The sequence below is a fragment of the Amycolatopsis sp. NPDC004368 genome (assembly GCF_053602515.1).
This window is the reverse complement of the sequence record NZ_JBSGDT010000024.1, coordinates 106,715-119,517: the sequence shown is the minus strand read 5'-3', so window position 1 is coordinate 119,517 and position 12,803 is coordinate 106,715. Positions and strand designations below refer to the sequence as shown.

The window sequence follows — 12,803 nt, the reverse complement described above, 5'->3', positions numbered from 1 at the left end:
CCCGCTCATATAATACGGCTGGTGGGCGGCTACCCGGCGGCCCCCCTGCTCTTGCTCCTCAACCAGGAAGCGGCCCGCACCGGCGACGACCGGTACCGGATCACCGGCGCCACCCTCCGCTCCTGGGTCCACCGCGGCCACATCACCCGCGGCCCCGGCGGCTACAGCCCGCGCGAAGTCCTCGCCTACCTCGAATCCAGGGAGCACAGCCGTGGATGAATGAGTCACTCTGGAAGCATCGCTGCATAGATGGTGATCAGCGCCTCGCGCTGTTCCTTTGGCAACTTCGACTGCCGCGTGATCGCCTGGACCACCGGGTCTTCGCTTCGTGCCACCGCATAGATCTCGTCCACGTCGAGACCGAGCACATGGCCTAGTTCCTTGAACTTGGAGGGGAACGTCACCCCTCGCTCCCATTCGGACACTGCCACCTGCGACGCGCCAACCGCCGTGGCGAGTTTCTGTTGGGTGAATCCTCTGTCCTTGCGGGCCCGACGGATGCGGTCTCCTAGCGCCTTAAGATCCATATTGGGAGCTTACCGATACTGCCAATACTGGCACAACAGCGATATTGATTCCGCTCGTGAACGACGCAGCCGAACGTGTACGACTTCAGCGAACCGAGTAATCATGCGTCTATATGGCTGCGCCGCAGGTCAGCGAGGTCCACGATGGACACGTGCCCGTGCCGGACCTCCCGATACGGCTCGCCGTTGCCGAGCCGGCCACGGCGCTGCCCACCGGCCCGTACGAGTATTCCCCCAAGCTCGACGGCTGGCGGGCGGCGGTGCACGTGCCCAGCGGAGTGCTCCAGTCTCGCGCCGGCAGCGACCTCGCCGAGCGCTTCCCGGCCGTGCTGGAGTCGGCGGCCGCGCTCGGCCGGGTGGTGCTTGATGGCGAGCTATGCGCCTACCGAGCTGGCCGGCTGGACTTCGCGGCTCTCAGCTACGGCCCGGCCCGGCGCCGCGCGGAGGGCGTCGTCCTCGTGTTCATGGCGTTCGACCTGCTTGGCGCTCGAGGTCGTGACCTGCGGCAGTGGCCACTGTCCCGGCGGCGGGAACGCCTCGTCGAGATGATCGGTGCAGGCGTCACCGGTGTGCAGTTGATGCCGTCCACGCTCGACGTCGAGGTGGGGCGCGCGTGGATCGGCGCGGACCAGGCCGCGGTGGGCGTCGAGGGGGCGGTCGCGAAACCGCTCGGCAGCCGGTACCCCCTGCGCGGTGGTCGCGCCGGATGGTTGAAGGTGCGCTACTTCGACGTGGTCGACGCCTTGGTGCTCGGCGTGACGGGCAGCCCGTCACGGCCGACGGCGCTCGTACTTGGCCAGGCGGACCGGCGTGGGCGGGTGCGCGCGGTGGGGCTGTCGACGACGCTGTCGCGACCAGCGCTCGTGTCCCTCGCCGGGAGACTACGGCTCGCCAAGGGCGGTCCCCAACGGGTGTCCGGTCTGATAGCCGGCCTTCACGGAGGTGAGGACTTCACGTTCTGGCCTGTCGAGCCTGGCGTGGTCGTCGAGGCGCGCGCCGACCGCGCGTTCGAACTTGGCCGATTCCGGCATCGCCTGTCCGTCGTTCGCGTTAGAGCCGACTTCTGACGGTCCCCTTTGAGGCTGAACGAAGAGGGGCTTAGACGTACTCTCCGTCAGCTTCTCGCATGTGGGAGCAGTAGGCCGGCTCGCCGAGCTGCAGCGGCACGCTGGGGCGGTACGACGCCCAGAACGCGCGCGCAGCCGTCGTGTTTTCCAGTGCGGTGGTCGACCACGCGTAGCCCTGCCCGCGCGATAGTGCCGCGGTCACCAGCACCGTACCCACGCCGTGTCGCCGACAGTCCTCGTCAACCCGGACCTGTTCGATCACTCCGCGCTGGTCGACCGCACACATGCGCACGTCGAGGTCGCCGAGGGGTTTGCCGTGCAGCTCCATCACGATCTGCCCCACCCCAGACCGGATCTGGGGTGGGTGCGCGACGAGGCTCAGGTAGTGCCGCCCCAGCGGTTCCTCGTGCGCGAACCTCAGTCCAACCGATCCCCAGCTCGACCGCGGCAGGCGCAGCTCTTGGCACAGGTTGCACGAGCCGGTGGCCAACCACAGGTCGGGGTTGAACGAGGAGTTCCGCCCGGCGATGTCGAGCCTGTGTCCGTTCAGGCAGTACTCGTGCCGCACGTCGGCGCGCAGAGGCATGCCGAGGCGGCCCGCAGATGACTCGTCGGACATGACCGAAGTATCGCGCGGTAACGACGGATTGTCGAACAGGTGTTCTAGTCGTCACTCTGAGCCGACACGCCGGACATCGTGACCGACCGGTGATTGCCGCAGATCAAGACCTATGCAACGCTAACGCGGGGCAGAGCTATGCCCAACCGCCCCTGGGGGAACGGGGCTTCCAACGCACGCCGGGAGCCGCCATGGCGAAGTACACGCTCACCACCAGACGCGCCGACGACCAGCTCACCGCCCAGGACGTCGACACCCGCGACGAAGCCGAGCAGATCCTCCTCCAGATCGCCGCCGCCGCGCACGTGGACTGGACCGAGCACGTCGCCACCCCCGACACCTGGGCCGCCCGCGTCACCAGCACCGCCGGCGCCTCCCTCGCCGTCGCCGAACTGGCACCCAAGCCCACCCAGGCACAAGCCGTCTACGCCCACGGCGACAAAAAGCTCGTCGTCGACTACGACGAGCACAACCCCACGGACATGCACCTCACCGTCCACCCCGCCGAGTAGGCCCACGCGCACACCTGGCCGATCCACGATCACCGGGAGGAACCACCATGACCGCGCCTACCGCCCACGAACCGCCGGCCTACCGCACGCCCGTACCCACCAGCGGCGGCCACACCGAGACGATGTTCCCCGACGCCAAGATGCGCGGCGCCTTCGTCGGAGTGATCGAGCACGACGACCTCGTCGGCATCCACACGCGCTACACCGAAGGATCCCCGCACGCCGTGATCCTCCTCAGCCAGGACGACGCCCGCCTCCTCGCCGCCGAGATCCTCCGCCGCGCTGGCGACCGCGAAGCCTGATGGACGACACCAGGGAAACGCTGACCCTCGACCGTCACCTCGCCTACGGCGTGGCCTGGCTGATCGCCGATCACACCCTGATCACGCTGAAGGACTGGACTGGATGGCAGCCCTTCTCCCTGCTCGCCGGCCTCGCCCTCGTCGTATCGATCACGTACATGGCCAGCGCTGTGCGCCGCACAAGGGCCTGATGCCAGGCAACTGGGCGGGCTCCACCAGAGCAGCCCGCCTGCCACCCGACTGGGGCACCAGGGTGGCCACCGTCATGGTCCGCGACCACGGCATCTGCCACGTGTGCGGCCAAGCAGGCGCAGACCAGGTCGACCACATCGAACAAGGCGACGACCACGACCTGCGTAACCTCGCGCCCATCCACACCCACGTACCGCCCTACTGCCACCGCGCCAAGAGCAGCGCCGAAGGCAACGACGCACGCTGGCAACACCGCCGCGGCAGGCCCGCCGAACAGCATCCAGGACTCGCCGAAGATTGACCCTCTCCGGCGGTTGACAAACCCGAGTCGATCACTCCGGGCGGGGTCTCCCCCACCCGGGGCCCCACCCCTACTGGGAAATGCTGGGCCTCGCGGTGCGCGCGACTCTGGGGAAGTTGTGGATCTTGTTCTTCCAACGTCGCTGAATCGCGTGCAGGGGGGTGCGAATCGTGGCCGGTAAGGGTTTTGCGCCGAAGGAGACGCGGTCGCGTCCGCGTGACGCGGCTCGGCGCGCTGGGGAGCAGACGCGGTTGACGACGGACAAGCGGGTCCGTGGCCCGCAGCTGCCGAAGGGCGTGCTGCCGGACGCCGTGCCTTGGCATGAGATGACCGCGAAGTGGTGGGACACGTGGCGGCGGTCGCCGCAGGCGCAGCGGATGCTGGAGACGGACTGGCAGTTTCTGCTGGAGACGGCGGTGCTGCACCACAAGCTGTGGGCTGACGGGCGCACGGACCTCGCGGCGGAGTTGCGGCTGCGGGTGGCGAAGTTCGGGGCGACGCTTGAGGACCGGCTGCGGCTGAAGCTGACGATCGAGGAGCCTTCGAAGTCGTCGTCGACGAAGCCGGCGGCGGCCGCGCCGAGCGAGGCTGCCTCGGTGACGTCGATCTCGTCGCGGCGTGAGCGTTTGACGAGCTGATCATGCCGCGCACGTTGGCGCGGGCCCCAGAGCACGACCGGAACCGGTCTCTGGGCTGGCTGGCCGTCGCGTGGATGGAGTTCTTCGTCGTCCACGGCCCTGGCGACGTCCAGGGCCAGCTGGTTCGGCACGGCGACGAGTACACGGGCTTCATCGTCGACTCGTACGCGCTGGACGCGGCTGGGCGCCGGATCTACGACTCGGCGTTCCTGTCGCGGCCAAAGGGTTGCGACAAGTCGGGCTTGGGCGCGCGGTTCGGACTGTTCGAGGCGCTGGGGCCGTGCCGGTTCGACGGGTTCGCTGTCGGTGGCGAGGTGTATGAGGACCCGTGGGGGCTCGGATTCCGCTACGTTTACGCGCCCGGCGAGCCGATGGGCCGGCCGGTGCAGACGCCGTACATCCGGATCATGGCCACGGAAGAGGGCCAGACCGGGAACGTCTACGACACGATCTTCTTCAACCTCACCGACGAGGACGCACCGCTCGCGCACGCCCCTGGGGTTGACGCCCACGCCTCGCGAGTGCTACTTCCGGGCGGCGGCGAGATCACCCCGTCAACGGCGTCGGCTGCGTCGAAAGACGGCGGCAAGGAAACGTTCGTCTGCTTCGACGAGACGCACCTGTACACGACGCCCGACCTGCGGCGCATGTACGCGACGGTGACGCGGAACCTGCGCAAGCGCAAGAAGATCGCCGAGACCTGGTTCCTCGAGACCACGACGATGTTCGCGCCGGGCGAGGACTCGGTCGCCGAGAAGACGTACGAGCTCGCCGAGCAGCTGGCGAAGAAGAACCCCGACGGCACGCCGAAGTACAAGCGGCTACGGCACCGGCTGCTGTACGACCACCGGTGGGGCGAGTGCGAGGACCTGTCGCGCGAGGAGCAGCTCCGCGCGGCGATCCTCGAGGCCTTCGGCGAGGCGATCGAGTGGAACGACGTCGACGCGATCGTTGACGAGTTCTACGACACCCGCAAAGAAGCGGACGACTCGCGCCGGTACTTCCTGAACGCGCGTACGTCGACCGCGGACTCCTGGGTGAAGGCGCAGATCTGGGCGGCTCGGGCGGATGCGGCGAAGGTCGTGGCCGACGGCGAGCGGATCACGCTCGGGTTCGACGGCTCGGTCCGGGAGGACTCGACGGCGTTGGTCGGCTGCCGCGTCTCGGACGGGCACTTGTTCCTGATCGACTGCTGGGAGAAACCGGAGGGGCCGGCCGGGAAGGACTGGCAGGTCGACCGGGTCGAGGTCGACGGCGTGGTTCGGGCGGCGATGGCGCGCTACAAGGTCGTCGGGATGTACTGCGACCCGGCGCACTGGCAGGACTACATCGACACCTGGACGACGGATTTCGGCGCGCGGATGCGGGTGAAGGCGACGAAGGCGCGGCCGCTGGAGTGGTGGACGAACCGGCCTACGGCGATCGTGGCGGCGCTGAAGCGGCTGCACGACGCGATCATGGACGGCTCGATGTCGCACGACGGGTCGAGCGTGCTCACAACGCACGTGTTGAACGCGAAGCGGAAGGACTCCGGCCGCGCCGGCGTGGAGATCCGCAAGGAGTACCCGAAGAGCTCGCGGAAGATCGACGCGGCGATGGCGGCGACGCTCGCCTACGAGTGCCGGGGTGACGCGGTCGCAATGGGGTTGGCGAAGGAACGGACGCGTCGTCGCGCGCAGGGATTCTGAGGGAGGCGTCCGTGGCGGAAGCCTCCGATCTGACCCCGTTCGAGTGGTTGGCCCGCCTCGGGAAGAAGCTGAAGGACCGGCGGCCGCAGGTCGACTACTGGCGCCGGTACTACCGAGGCGACCAGGACCTGCCGTCAGGCCCGTCGCAGCACGCCGAGGCGTACCGGCGCTTCCAGAAGAAGGCGCGGCTGAACCTGTGCCTGCTGTGCGCCGAAAGCCGGGTGCACCGCACGCAGGTGATCGGGTTCCGGGACCCGCTGTTCAACAGCCGCGAGATCGACCCGGTGTGGCAGCTGTGGCAGCACGCGAGGCTGGACGCGCGGCAATTCGGCCTGTGGCGCAAGACGTACTCGCGCTCGACCTCGTACGCGATCCTCGGCGTCGATCCCCGAAAAGCGTCCGTGCCGCGGGTGACGATCGAGGGTCCCGAGACCGTGATCGTGGAGACGGATCCGGGCGACCGCTCGGTGCGGCTCGCGGCGCTGCGGCTCTGGCACGACTCGATCGCCCGCCGCTGGTACGCGACGCTCTACCTTCCTGGTCTTCGGTACCGCTGGCAGTCGAAGAACCTGACCCGCTCGGGCGTCACGTCCGCGCTGTCGTTCAAACCGAGCTCCTGGGAGCTGCGGGACCCCGAGCCGGCGCGGTCGCTGCCGTACGTGCCGGTGTGGGAGTTCCTGAACGGGGACGGCGACGAGGACGAGGAGCCGGCCGCTTCGTTCGACGTCGGCCTGGACACACAGGACAGGCTGAACCTGACGGTCCTGAACCGGCTCACCGCCGAGCGGTACGCGGCGTTCCGCCAGCGCGGCCTGACGAACTACACCGCGGACACTGACCCCGACACGGGCCTGCCGGTGTCCCCGTTCAACCCCGGCGCCCAGTACCTGTGGACGGTACCGCCCAGCGAGGACGGCGGCCCGGAGCCGCGGTTCTTCGACTTCGCGCAGACGGACACGGCGAACATCCTGCGCGCGGCGGAATCGGACATGCGCGCGTTCGCGATGCAGACGCTGACGCCCGTCTACTACCTGCCCGGCGACATGATCAATATCGGGGCGGACGCGGTCGCAGCGCTCGACGCCGGCCACGTGCAGGCGATCAAGCAGCTCGAGGCGCAGTGGACGGAGAACGTCGAGGACCTGCTTCAGGGCATGGCCGACATCGCCGGGCTCGACCGGGACCTTTCCCAAAGCGAAGCCGTCTGGGAACGCCCGGAGAACTTCAACATGGCCCAGGTCGCCGACTTCATCTCGAAGATGTCCGGCTCCGGCGTGCCGCTGCCGATGGTGATGGAGGAGGTCGGCTGGTCGCCGCAGCGAGTGTCGCAGCTTCGTTCCGAGCTCGCGCAGCAGCAGATGCAGCAGGCGATCCAGCAGGCGCTGCTGAACGCTCAGCGGCCTCCCGCCGACGCGGCCGCTGAGCCGGCGACCCAGGCCGCTGGGCGAGGACCGGCGGCGGCGTGACGCCGGAGCAGTTCTCCGCGCTGCGGCGGGCGCTCAGCGGCCACCTGGTGCAGATGCTCGTCACGCTGTTTCGCCAGCTGGGTTCGTGGCGCGCGACGGACCGCGACGTGTTCCTGCACCACGCGCTCCCGCTTGTCGAGGGCGCGCAGCGGCAGCTGGCGGTCATGACGGCGTCCTACGTGGCGTCCCAGGCATCGGCCGCGCTCGGACGCGTGATCGCCCCGCCCGGGATTCCGGATGACGCGTCGAAGGACCTGCGCCGCGGCGTCGACACGCTGCAGGTGTACGGGCGGCCGTTCGTGGAGATCTACACCGCGCTGTCGAAAGGGCGGCCGCTGACGACGGCGGTCGACCTCGGCGAGACACGGCTGCGGGAGATCGCCGAGCTGGACATGCAGCAGACGTACGCCGAGGCCTCGCGCGCGGCGATGCGCGAGCTGCCGCCGGCTGCACAGCCGCGATCGTGGCGGCGTGTCCTGGTGGGCGAAGAAAACTGCGCGATGTGCATCGTCGCGTCGACGCAGCGGTACCACGTCGAGACGCTGAACCCGATCCATCCGGCCTGCGACTGCCGGGTCGAACCGATCTACGGCAAGGACCCGGGCCAGGTGATCGAGCCGGAGCTGCTGGAGAAAGTCCACAACGCGGTGCACCAGCTGACCGGCGCGGCGGACCGGGGCGGCCGCGCGCCGGACTACCGAAAGATCATCGTCGAGATGACCCACGAGCACGGCGAACTCGGGCCGATGCTCGCGCGGCCGCTCGACCACTTCACCTCTGAGGGTGATCTCTAGACCCCCGCGAACTGCGGGTCAGCGCCACGTCCGCGCTCAAGGACGGTCATGCCGACGGGCTTACGGAGCACAACCATGTCTGACGACAACGGCGCCGGCAACGGCGGCCAGGGCCAGCAGAACAACGACGGCGGCGCCCAGAACCAGGGCGGCGACGGGAAGAACCAGGGAACCGGTGGCGCGGGTAGCGCTTCGGCGGGCACAGGCAGCGGCTCGGGGACGCAGGGCTCCGACAAGGCCTTCACCCAGGCCGACGTCGACCGGATCATCGCCGACCGGCTCGGTCGCGCGAAGGAGAAGTTCGACGCCGACCTCGCCGCGGCGAAGGACAGCGCGACGAAACCGCTGCAGGAGCAGCTCAACGAGCTCCGCAAGAGCTTGTCCGACCGCGACGTCAGGGACGTTGAGCGGAACGGGCGGCTCGCGATGTCGGCGGTCCAGACGCTGCTCGCGGAGCGCGGGATCCCGAAGAAGGACGTCGAGGAAGTCCTCGACGGCATCGACCCGAAGAAGAAGCTGCTCAAGGACGGCGAGCCGGACGAAGAGGCGATCGCGAAGTTCGCGAACGGGCTCGCGCGCGTCGCCGGCCGGGCCACTTTCGACCCGGACCAGGGCCAGAACGGGAGCGGCGAGCAGCCGCAGACGATGGCCGACTTCATGCGCCATATGGCGCGTAACCGCAGGTAAATCGACCGCCAGCGGCACGGCCGGACCGCTGAGCACAGATCAATGGAGGTAGACCGTGCCGTACAACAACGCCACCACGCGCGCCGACGCCCAGGCGCTGATGCCCGAAGAAGTCTCGAAGGCGATGCTGGGCAAGCTGACCCAGGACTCGGCGACGCTGGCGATGTTCCGCCGGATCCCGGTCGCGCGCGACGCCGTCCGGTTCCCGATCATCAGCGCCCTTCCCGTGGCCTACTGGGTTGCCGGGGACACCGGCCTCAAGCAGACCACGAAGATGGCGTGGGACAACAAGTTCCTGCACATCGAGGAGATCGCGACGATCCTCCCGGTGCCGGAGAACGTCGCCGACGACATCGACGGCGACGTGTGGGACTCGGCGGAGCCCCTGATTCGCGAGGCCATCGGCATGACCCTCGACTCCGCGGTGTTCTTCGGGATCAACGCGCCGTCCTCGTTCCCGACGAACGTCCTTGACGCCGCCACCGCGGCCGGGAATGTCGTCACCGAGGGCACCGCGAATGCCGCGGCCGGGGGCTACTTCGGCGACATCGACAACCTGATCGGCGACGTCGAAGAGGACGGCTACGACGTCGACGGCTACGTTGCCGCCCGCAGCGCTCGCCGCAAGTTCCGCGCAGCCCGCGACACCCAGGGCCGCAAGAACGACCCGGGCCGGCTCTCCGCCGACCTCAAGGAGCTCGACGGCGTCCCGATCTCCTACCCGATGCGCGGCATGTGGGCAGCGAACGGGGGCGCGGGCACGAACGTGCGGCTCTTCGCGGGCCAGTGGGACCAGTTCGTCGTCGGTGTCCGCCAGGACATCGAGATGAAGCTCCTGACCGAGGCCGTGATCCAGGACAACACCGGCGCGATCGTCTACAACCTGCCCCAGCAGGACATGATCGCCTACCGGCTGAAGTTCCGGGTCGGCTGGCAGGTCGCGAACACGATCAACAACGACAACCCCGACGAAGCGACCCGCTACCCGGTCGCCGCGCTGAAGTTCTGAGGTGCCGTGATGACTGCTCCGCTCGTTCGCACCATCGAACAGGACGTGCCAGCCGTCTCCACGGCCGCGAACGACGAGGACAGCGTCCTCGCCCAGGTGCCGTTCGCCGGCAAGGTGACGAAGGTCGAGTACGTGCCCGAGTCCGCGGTCGCGGGTGCGGCCACGAACAACCGGACGGTGTCGCTGGTGAACAAGGGCCAGGACGGCTCCGGCACGGCGACCGTCGCGTCGCTGTCGTTCGGTGCCGGCGTGAACGCCACCGCCAACGACGAGAAGCCGATCACCCTCTCGGCTACGCCGGCGAACCTCAACGTCGCGGAGGGCGACACGCTGCAGTGGCGGTCGCTCCACGTCGGGACCGGCATCACTGACCCAGGCGGGATCGTGCGCGTCACGATCTCCCGCGCCTGAAAGGAGAAGCGGCCATGGCCGACGAGAAGAGCGAGACCACCCCGGCCGAGACCGACGACAAGTTCGTGCACCCGCTTGACGGACCGGAGCACGGCTACGTCGGGCGACTCCCGCACGACGAGCCCGCGGACGCGCACACCGTCGCGAGCGTGACCGGTGGCACGGCCAACGTCGACGACGAGCCGAAGTCGGCCCGTGCGCCGAAGCGCGCCACGGCAAAGCAGAGCGAGTAGGCGGGAGGCCTTCGGTGTCGGAGTGGGCCAGCCTGCTTGACGTCCGGAACCGCTACGAGCAGACGATCACTGATGCCCTGGAGGGCACGGTGGCGACGAAGCTCGACGACGCCGAGGCACTCGTCGCCGCCCGGTTCCGCAGGATCGGGCTCGCCGACATCGCCGCGGCGATCGCGGCCAACCGAACCACCGCGCAGGACGTGAAGATCGTGCTCTGCAACATGGTGATGCGGTGGCTGCGGAACCCGAGCGGGATGCAGCAGGAGACCACGGGCCCGTACAGCTACACGCGAAATGCCCAGGTGGCGTCGGGACGGTTGTTCATCGATCCGGATGATCGGCAGCTGCTCGGGCTGCCGCAGGGCGCTGTGAGCCTGCAGCTGCAAGACGACGCGCTGCGGCACCCGACGCGACGGCCGGGCCCGCGGGACTGGTGGGTCGGGAACCGTCGTCACTCGGGTGAGGACTGCTGATGGCGCCGTACGGGATCCGGATCGAGGTCCTCGCGTACGACCGGGACTCCGACGGTGACCTATCGAACGAACGGGTGTTCGCGGTGATCGACGGTGTCGCGTTCGCACCGAGCGCGTCAGCGTCGCAGCGGGCGTCGCGGGAGGACAACGACCGGAAGGCGCAGGTCGACACGATGGCGGTGCTGTACGTGCCGCCCGGGAACCCGGTGATCAGCGCTCAGCACAAGGTCCGGTTCCCCGACGGCTCGGTGTGGAACGTCGATGGGAAGCCGTCGCCGTGGTCCAGTCCGTTGACCGGTTGGACCCCGGGCGGTGAGGTCCACATTCGACGTGTGACGGGGTGATGCCGATGCAGTATAGGGCGAACTACGTTGGGATGGGCCGGTTCCTGCGGGGGCCGGACGCCCGTCGGGTCACGACGCTCGCGGCGGGGCGCGTACTCGCGCAGGCCCGCGCGATCGTGCGGAAAGACACCGGGGAGACCGCGGCGTCCGGACGGCTGCTGCACGGCACGGGCGGCCGGCGAAAGGACCGGGTCCGTGTGACGGTGGCCTTCGGCGGCGCGGCGGTGCCGCTGCAGTTCGGGAACAAGCGAACGAAGCCCACCAGGTTTCTCACGCGCGCGATCGAGCGGGTCTGATGGCCGGCTTCATTGACGTCGAGAAGGCCATTCTCGATGTGCTGTCTGACCTGGGCACTGACTCGGGAACTGCGGTGCCGACAGACATCCCGAACCCGTTCATCTGTGTGCAGCGGGTCCCAGGCAGCGCCGCGAACGCCCAGGGCTGGCAGGACGTCGCGCTCATCGAGGTCTCGACGTGGGCGGTGACGAGGCCCGAGTCGATGACCCTGAACGGCCACATCCGGCAGCGCTTGGTCGGCGCAGTCGGTGTCGAGACCACGTACGGCTTCATCGACAGCATCGAAGAAGCCGGCGCGCCCGCCCAGATGCCCTACGGCGACGAGGACACCCGGTGGGTTCCGTCGACGTGGCTCGTGGTGTCGCGCATTCAGTAGCCGCGTCAGGGCGGCCGGCGTGAACGTCGCCAGATCGAGGGATGAGCCGGAACCTCTCCCGCTGCAGGAAGCTCCCCGGCTCGGGGACCAACTCAGGAAGTACAGGAGGAACCATGGCCCCCGCAACGTTCGAGAGCATCGCCGAGCGCAAGGCGCATCTCATCCGCAAGGGCAACAAGGGCGCGGTGCTCGTCGGCAAGTACGCCACGGCGCCGCTGATCACCACGCTCGTCGCCGCGAGCGGGCAGATCGAGATGCCCACCACCTACAACTCGGTGGGCTGGATGTCCGAGGACGGCAGCACGAAGACGCAGAACCGGACGCTGTCGCAGATCCGCGGCTGGGGCTCGACGAGCTTCCTGCGCCAGGACATCACCGGCGACGAGAAGTCGCTGCAGTTCACGATGATCGAGGACCGAAAGGTCGCGCGCGAGCTCTACGAGGGCATCGACCTGGACGCCGCCGAGGTTTCGACGGAAGGCGAGCTGAAGTACGAGATCCCGGACCGGCCGGACATCATGTACTGGCGCGTATGCGAGCTGGTGTCCGACCTCAGCGGCGACAACCTCATCTACCTCGCCACCGTCTACCACAAGACGTCCGTCGGCGAGACCGGTGACCTGGTCCAGGCCAACGGAGACAACCCGACGAGCCGCCAGGTCACCATGGGCGCGGTGCCCGACGACGTGACCGGCACGTTGGGCACGAACTTCATCTTCGGACCCGGCGCCTTGAAGTACGCCGAGGACATGGGCTACACCGTCGAGTCCGGCGGCGCCTGATCGTCAGCCGGTGGGCCGTCTTCGTTCCGGGTGGCGGCCCCACCGGCTGGCTTGTCCACCCGGGACCCATCGAAGGGAAGCGTCC

21 protein-coding genes are annotated in these 12,803 nt (G+C 68.7%); 19 read left to right on the top strand and 2 right to left on the bottom strand.

Annotated elements, in window-relative coordinates:
- Positions 1-219, top strand: a 219-nt coding sequence (locus ACWEOE_RS29010) for a hypothetical protein (protein ID WP_452014630.1), incomplete at its 5' end; no start/stop codon positions are given.
- Between the two features lie 5 nt (positions 220-224).
- Here ACWEOE_RS29010 and ACWEOE_RS29005 read toward each other — a convergent pair.
- On the bottom strand, positions 225-527 hold the full coding sequence (locus tag ACWEOE_RS29005; protein ID WP_452014628.1) for a helix-turn-helix domain-containing protein: 303 nt from the start codon (positions 525-527) through the stop codon (positions 225-227).
- A gap of 113 nt (positions 528-640) precedes the next feature.
- On the opposite strand from ACWEOE_RS29005, the gene ACWEOE_RS29000 reads away from it, so the two are divergent.
- Positions 641-1,594 carry an ATP-dependent DNA ligase gene (locus ACWEOE_RS29000; protein ID WP_452014626.1) on the top strand — a complete coding sequence of 318 codons (954 nt, stop codon included), beginning with the start codon at positions 641-643 and terminating at the stop codon, positions 1,592-1,594.
- Between the two features lie 31 nt (positions 1,595-1,625).
- On the opposite strand, the gene ACWEOE_RS28995 is transcribed toward ACWEOE_RS29000, so the two are convergent.
- Complete coding sequence (locus ACWEOE_RS28995) at positions 1,626-2,213, bottom strand: GNAT family N-acetyltransferase (protein WP_452014624.1); 588 nt, start codon at positions 2,211-2,213, stop codon at positions 1,626-1,628.
- A 191-nt stretch (positions 2,214-2,404) separates the two neighbouring features.
- Here ACWEOE_RS28995 and ACWEOE_RS28990 point away from each other — a divergent pair, with 191 nt between their 5' ends.
- The 17 genes from ACWEOE_RS28990 (at position 2,405) to ACWEOE_RS28910 (ending at position 12,718) form a co-directional block, all read left to right on the top strand.
- Positions 2,405-2,725: a hypothetical protein gene (locus ACWEOE_RS28990; protein WP_452014622.1), complete on the top strand. Its 321-nt coding sequence runs from the start codon at positions 2,405-2,407 to the stop codon at positions 2,723-2,725.
- A gap of 47 nt (positions 2,726-2,772) precedes the next feature.
- On the top strand, positions 2,773-3,027 hold the full coding sequence (locus ACWEOE_RS28985) for a hypothetical protein (protein ID WP_452014620.1): 255 nt from the start codon (positions 2,773-2,775) through the stop codon (positions 3,025-3,027).
- Positions 3,027-3,218, top strand: a complete 192-nt coding sequence (locus ACWEOE_RS28980) for a hypothetical protein (RefSeq protein ID WP_452014618.1) — start codon at positions 3,027-3,029, stop codon at positions 3,216-3,218. Before ACWEOE_RS28985 ends, ACWEOE_RS28980 begins: the two co-directional genes overlap by 1 nt.
- The gene (locus ACWEOE_RS28975) at positions 3,218-3,520 is read left to right on the top strand and encodes an HNH endonuclease (protein WP_452014616.1); all 303 of its coding nucleotides are present in this window, start codon (positions 3,218-3,220) and stop codon (positions 3,518-3,520) included. Before ACWEOE_RS28980 ends, ACWEOE_RS28975 begins: the two co-directional genes overlap by 1 nt.
- A 161-nt stretch (positions 3,521-3,681) precedes the next feature.
- Complete coding sequence (locus tag ACWEOE_RS28970) at positions 3,682-4,158, top strand: phage terminase small subunit (RefSeq protein WP_452014614.1); 477 nt, start codon at positions 3,682-3,684, stop codon at positions 4,156-4,158.
- A 2-nt stretch (positions 4,159-4,160) separates the two neighbouring features.
- Entirely contained in the window at positions 4,161-5,846 is a 1,686-nt protein-coding gene (locus ACWEOE_RS28965; protein WP_452014612.1) for a terminase TerL endonuclease subunit, read from the top strand.
- Between the two features lie 11 nt (positions 5,847-5,857).
- Positions 5,858-7,312 (top strand): phage portal protein, encoded by a 1,455-nt coding sequence (locus ACWEOE_RS28960; protein WP_452014610.1) that lies wholly within the window; start codon positions 5,858-5,860, stop codon positions 7,310-7,312.
- The gene (locus ACWEOE_RS28955; RefSeq protein WP_452014608.1) at positions 7,309-8,106 is read left to right on the top strand and encodes a hypothetical protein; all 798 of its coding nucleotides are present in this window, start codon (positions 7,309-7,311) and stop codon (positions 8,104-8,106) included. The genes ACWEOE_RS28960 and ACWEOE_RS28955 overlap by 4 nt, the downstream gene beginning before the upstream one ends.
- 75 nt (positions 8,107-8,181) lie before the next feature.
- Entirely contained in the window at positions 8,182-8,793 is a 612-nt protein-coding gene (locus ACWEOE_RS28950; RefSeq protein ID WP_452014606.1) for a hypothetical protein, read from the top strand.
- Between the two features lie 55 nt (positions 8,794-8,848).
- On the top strand, positions 8,849-9,802 hold the full coding sequence (locus ACWEOE_RS28945; protein ID WP_452014604.1) for a phage major capsid protein: 954 nt from the start codon (positions 8,849-8,851) through the stop codon (positions 9,800-9,802).
- Positions 9,803-9,811: 9 nt separating this feature from the next.
- Positions 9,812-10,213, top strand: coding sequence for a hypothetical protein (locus tag ACWEOE_RS28940; protein WP_452014602.1), 402 nt, complete (start codon positions 9,812-9,814; stop codon positions 10,211-10,213).
- A 14-nt stretch (positions 10,214-10,227) separates the two neighbouring features.
- On the top strand, positions 10,228-10,446 hold the full coding sequence (locus tag ACWEOE_RS28935) for a hypothetical protein (protein WP_452014600.1): 219 nt from the start codon (positions 10,228-10,230) through the stop codon (positions 10,444-10,446).
- 14 nt (positions 10,447-10,460) lie between these two features.
- A complete protein-coding gene (locus tag ACWEOE_RS28930) occupies positions 10,461-10,919 on the top strand; it encodes a Gp19/Gp15/Gp42 family protein (RefSeq protein ID WP_452014598.1) in 459 nt (152 codons plus the stop codon).
- Positions 10,919-11,263: a hypothetical protein gene (locus ACWEOE_RS28925; RefSeq protein ID WP_452014596.1), complete on the top strand. Its 345-nt coding sequence runs from the start codon at positions 10,919-10,921 to the stop codon at positions 11,261-11,263. The genes ACWEOE_RS28930 and ACWEOE_RS28925 overlap by 1 nt, the downstream gene beginning before the upstream one ends.
- A gap of 5 nt (positions 11,264-11,268) precedes the next feature.
- Positions 11,269-11,559: a hypothetical protein gene (locus ACWEOE_RS28920; RefSeq protein WP_452014595.1), complete on the top strand. Its 291-nt coding sequence runs from the start codon at positions 11,269-11,271 to the stop codon at positions 11,557-11,559.
- A complete protein-coding gene (locus ACWEOE_RS28915) occupies positions 11,559-11,936 on the top strand; it encodes a phage tail termination protein (protein ID WP_452014593.1) in 378 nt (125 codons plus the stop codon). Before ACWEOE_RS28920 ends, ACWEOE_RS28915 begins: the two co-directional genes overlap by 1 nt.
- Positions 11,937-12,049: 113 nt before the next feature.
- Positions 12,050-12,718, top strand: coding sequence for a hypothetical protein (locus ACWEOE_RS28910; RefSeq protein WP_452014591.1), 669 nt, complete (start codon positions 12,050-12,052; stop codon positions 12,716-12,718).
- Positions 12,719-12,803 lie beyond the last annotated feature (85 nt).

What these genes read in the sequence shown, in the direction of transcription:
- ACWEOE_RS28910 (WP_452014591.1), top strand. Translation starts at nt 12,050, where the DNA reads ATGGCCCCCGCAACGTTCGAGAGCATCGCCGAGCGCAAGGCGCATCTC.
- ACWEOE_RS28975 (WP_452014616.1), top strand. Translation starts at nt 3,218, where the DNA reads ATGCCAGGCAACTGGGCGGGCTCCACCAGAGCAGCCCGCCTGCCACCC.
- ACWEOE_RS29000 (WP_452014626.1), top strand. Translation starts at nt 641, where the DNA reads ATGGCTGCGCCGCAGGTCAGCGAGGTCCACGATGGACACGTGCCCGTG.
- ACWEOE_RS28950 (WP_452014606.1), top strand. Translation starts at nt 8,182, where the DNA reads ATGTCTGACGACAACGGCGCCGGCAACGGCGGCCAGGGCCAGCAGAAC.
- ACWEOE_RS28965 (WP_452014612.1), top strand. Translation starts at nt 4,161, where the DNA reads ATGCCGCGCACGTTGGCGCGGGCCCCAGAGCACGACCGGAACCGGTCT.
- ACWEOE_RS28920 (WP_452014595.1), top strand. Translation starts at nt 11,269, where the DNA reads ATGCAGTATAGGGCGAACTACGTTGGGATGGGCCGGTTCCTGCGGGGG.
- ACWEOE_RS28995 (WP_452014624.1), bottom strand. Translation starts at nt 2,213, where the DNA reads ATGTCCGACGAGTCATCTGCGGGCCGCCTCGGCATGCCTCTGCGCGCC.
- ACWEOE_RS28940 (WP_452014602.1), top strand. Translation starts at nt 9,812, where the DNA reads ATGACTGCTCCGCTCGTTCGCACCATCGAACAGGACGTGCCAGCCGTC.
- ACWEOE_RS28985 (WP_452014620.1), top strand. Translation starts at nt 2,773, where the DNA reads ATGACCGCGCCTACCGCCCACGAACCGCCGGCCTACCGCACGCCCGTA.
- ACWEOE_RS29005 (WP_452014628.1), bottom strand. Translation starts at nt 527, where the DNA reads ATGGATCTTAAGGCGCTAGGAGACCGCATCCGTCGGGCCCGCAAGGAC.
- ACWEOE_RS28925 (WP_452014596.1), top strand. Translation starts at nt 10,919, where the DNA reads ATGGCGCCGTACGGGATCCGGATCGAGGTCCTCGCGTACGACCGGGAC.
- ACWEOE_RS28980 (WP_452014618.1), top strand. Translation starts at nt 3,027, where the DNA reads ATGGACGACACCAGGGAAACGCTGACCCTCGACCGTCACCTCGCCTAC.
- ACWEOE_RS28935 (WP_452014600.1), top strand. Translation starts at nt 10,228, where the DNA reads ATGGCCGACGAGAAGAGCGAGACCACCCCGGCCGAGACCGACGACAAG.
- ACWEOE_RS28915 (WP_452014593.1), top strand. Translation starts at nt 11,559, where the DNA reads ATGGCCGGCTTCATTGACGTCGAGAAGGCCATTCTCGATGTGCTGTCT.
- ACWEOE_RS28990 (WP_452014622.1), top strand. Translation starts at nt 2,405, where the DNA reads ATGGCGAAGTACACGCTCACCACCAGACGCGCCGACGACCAGCTCACC.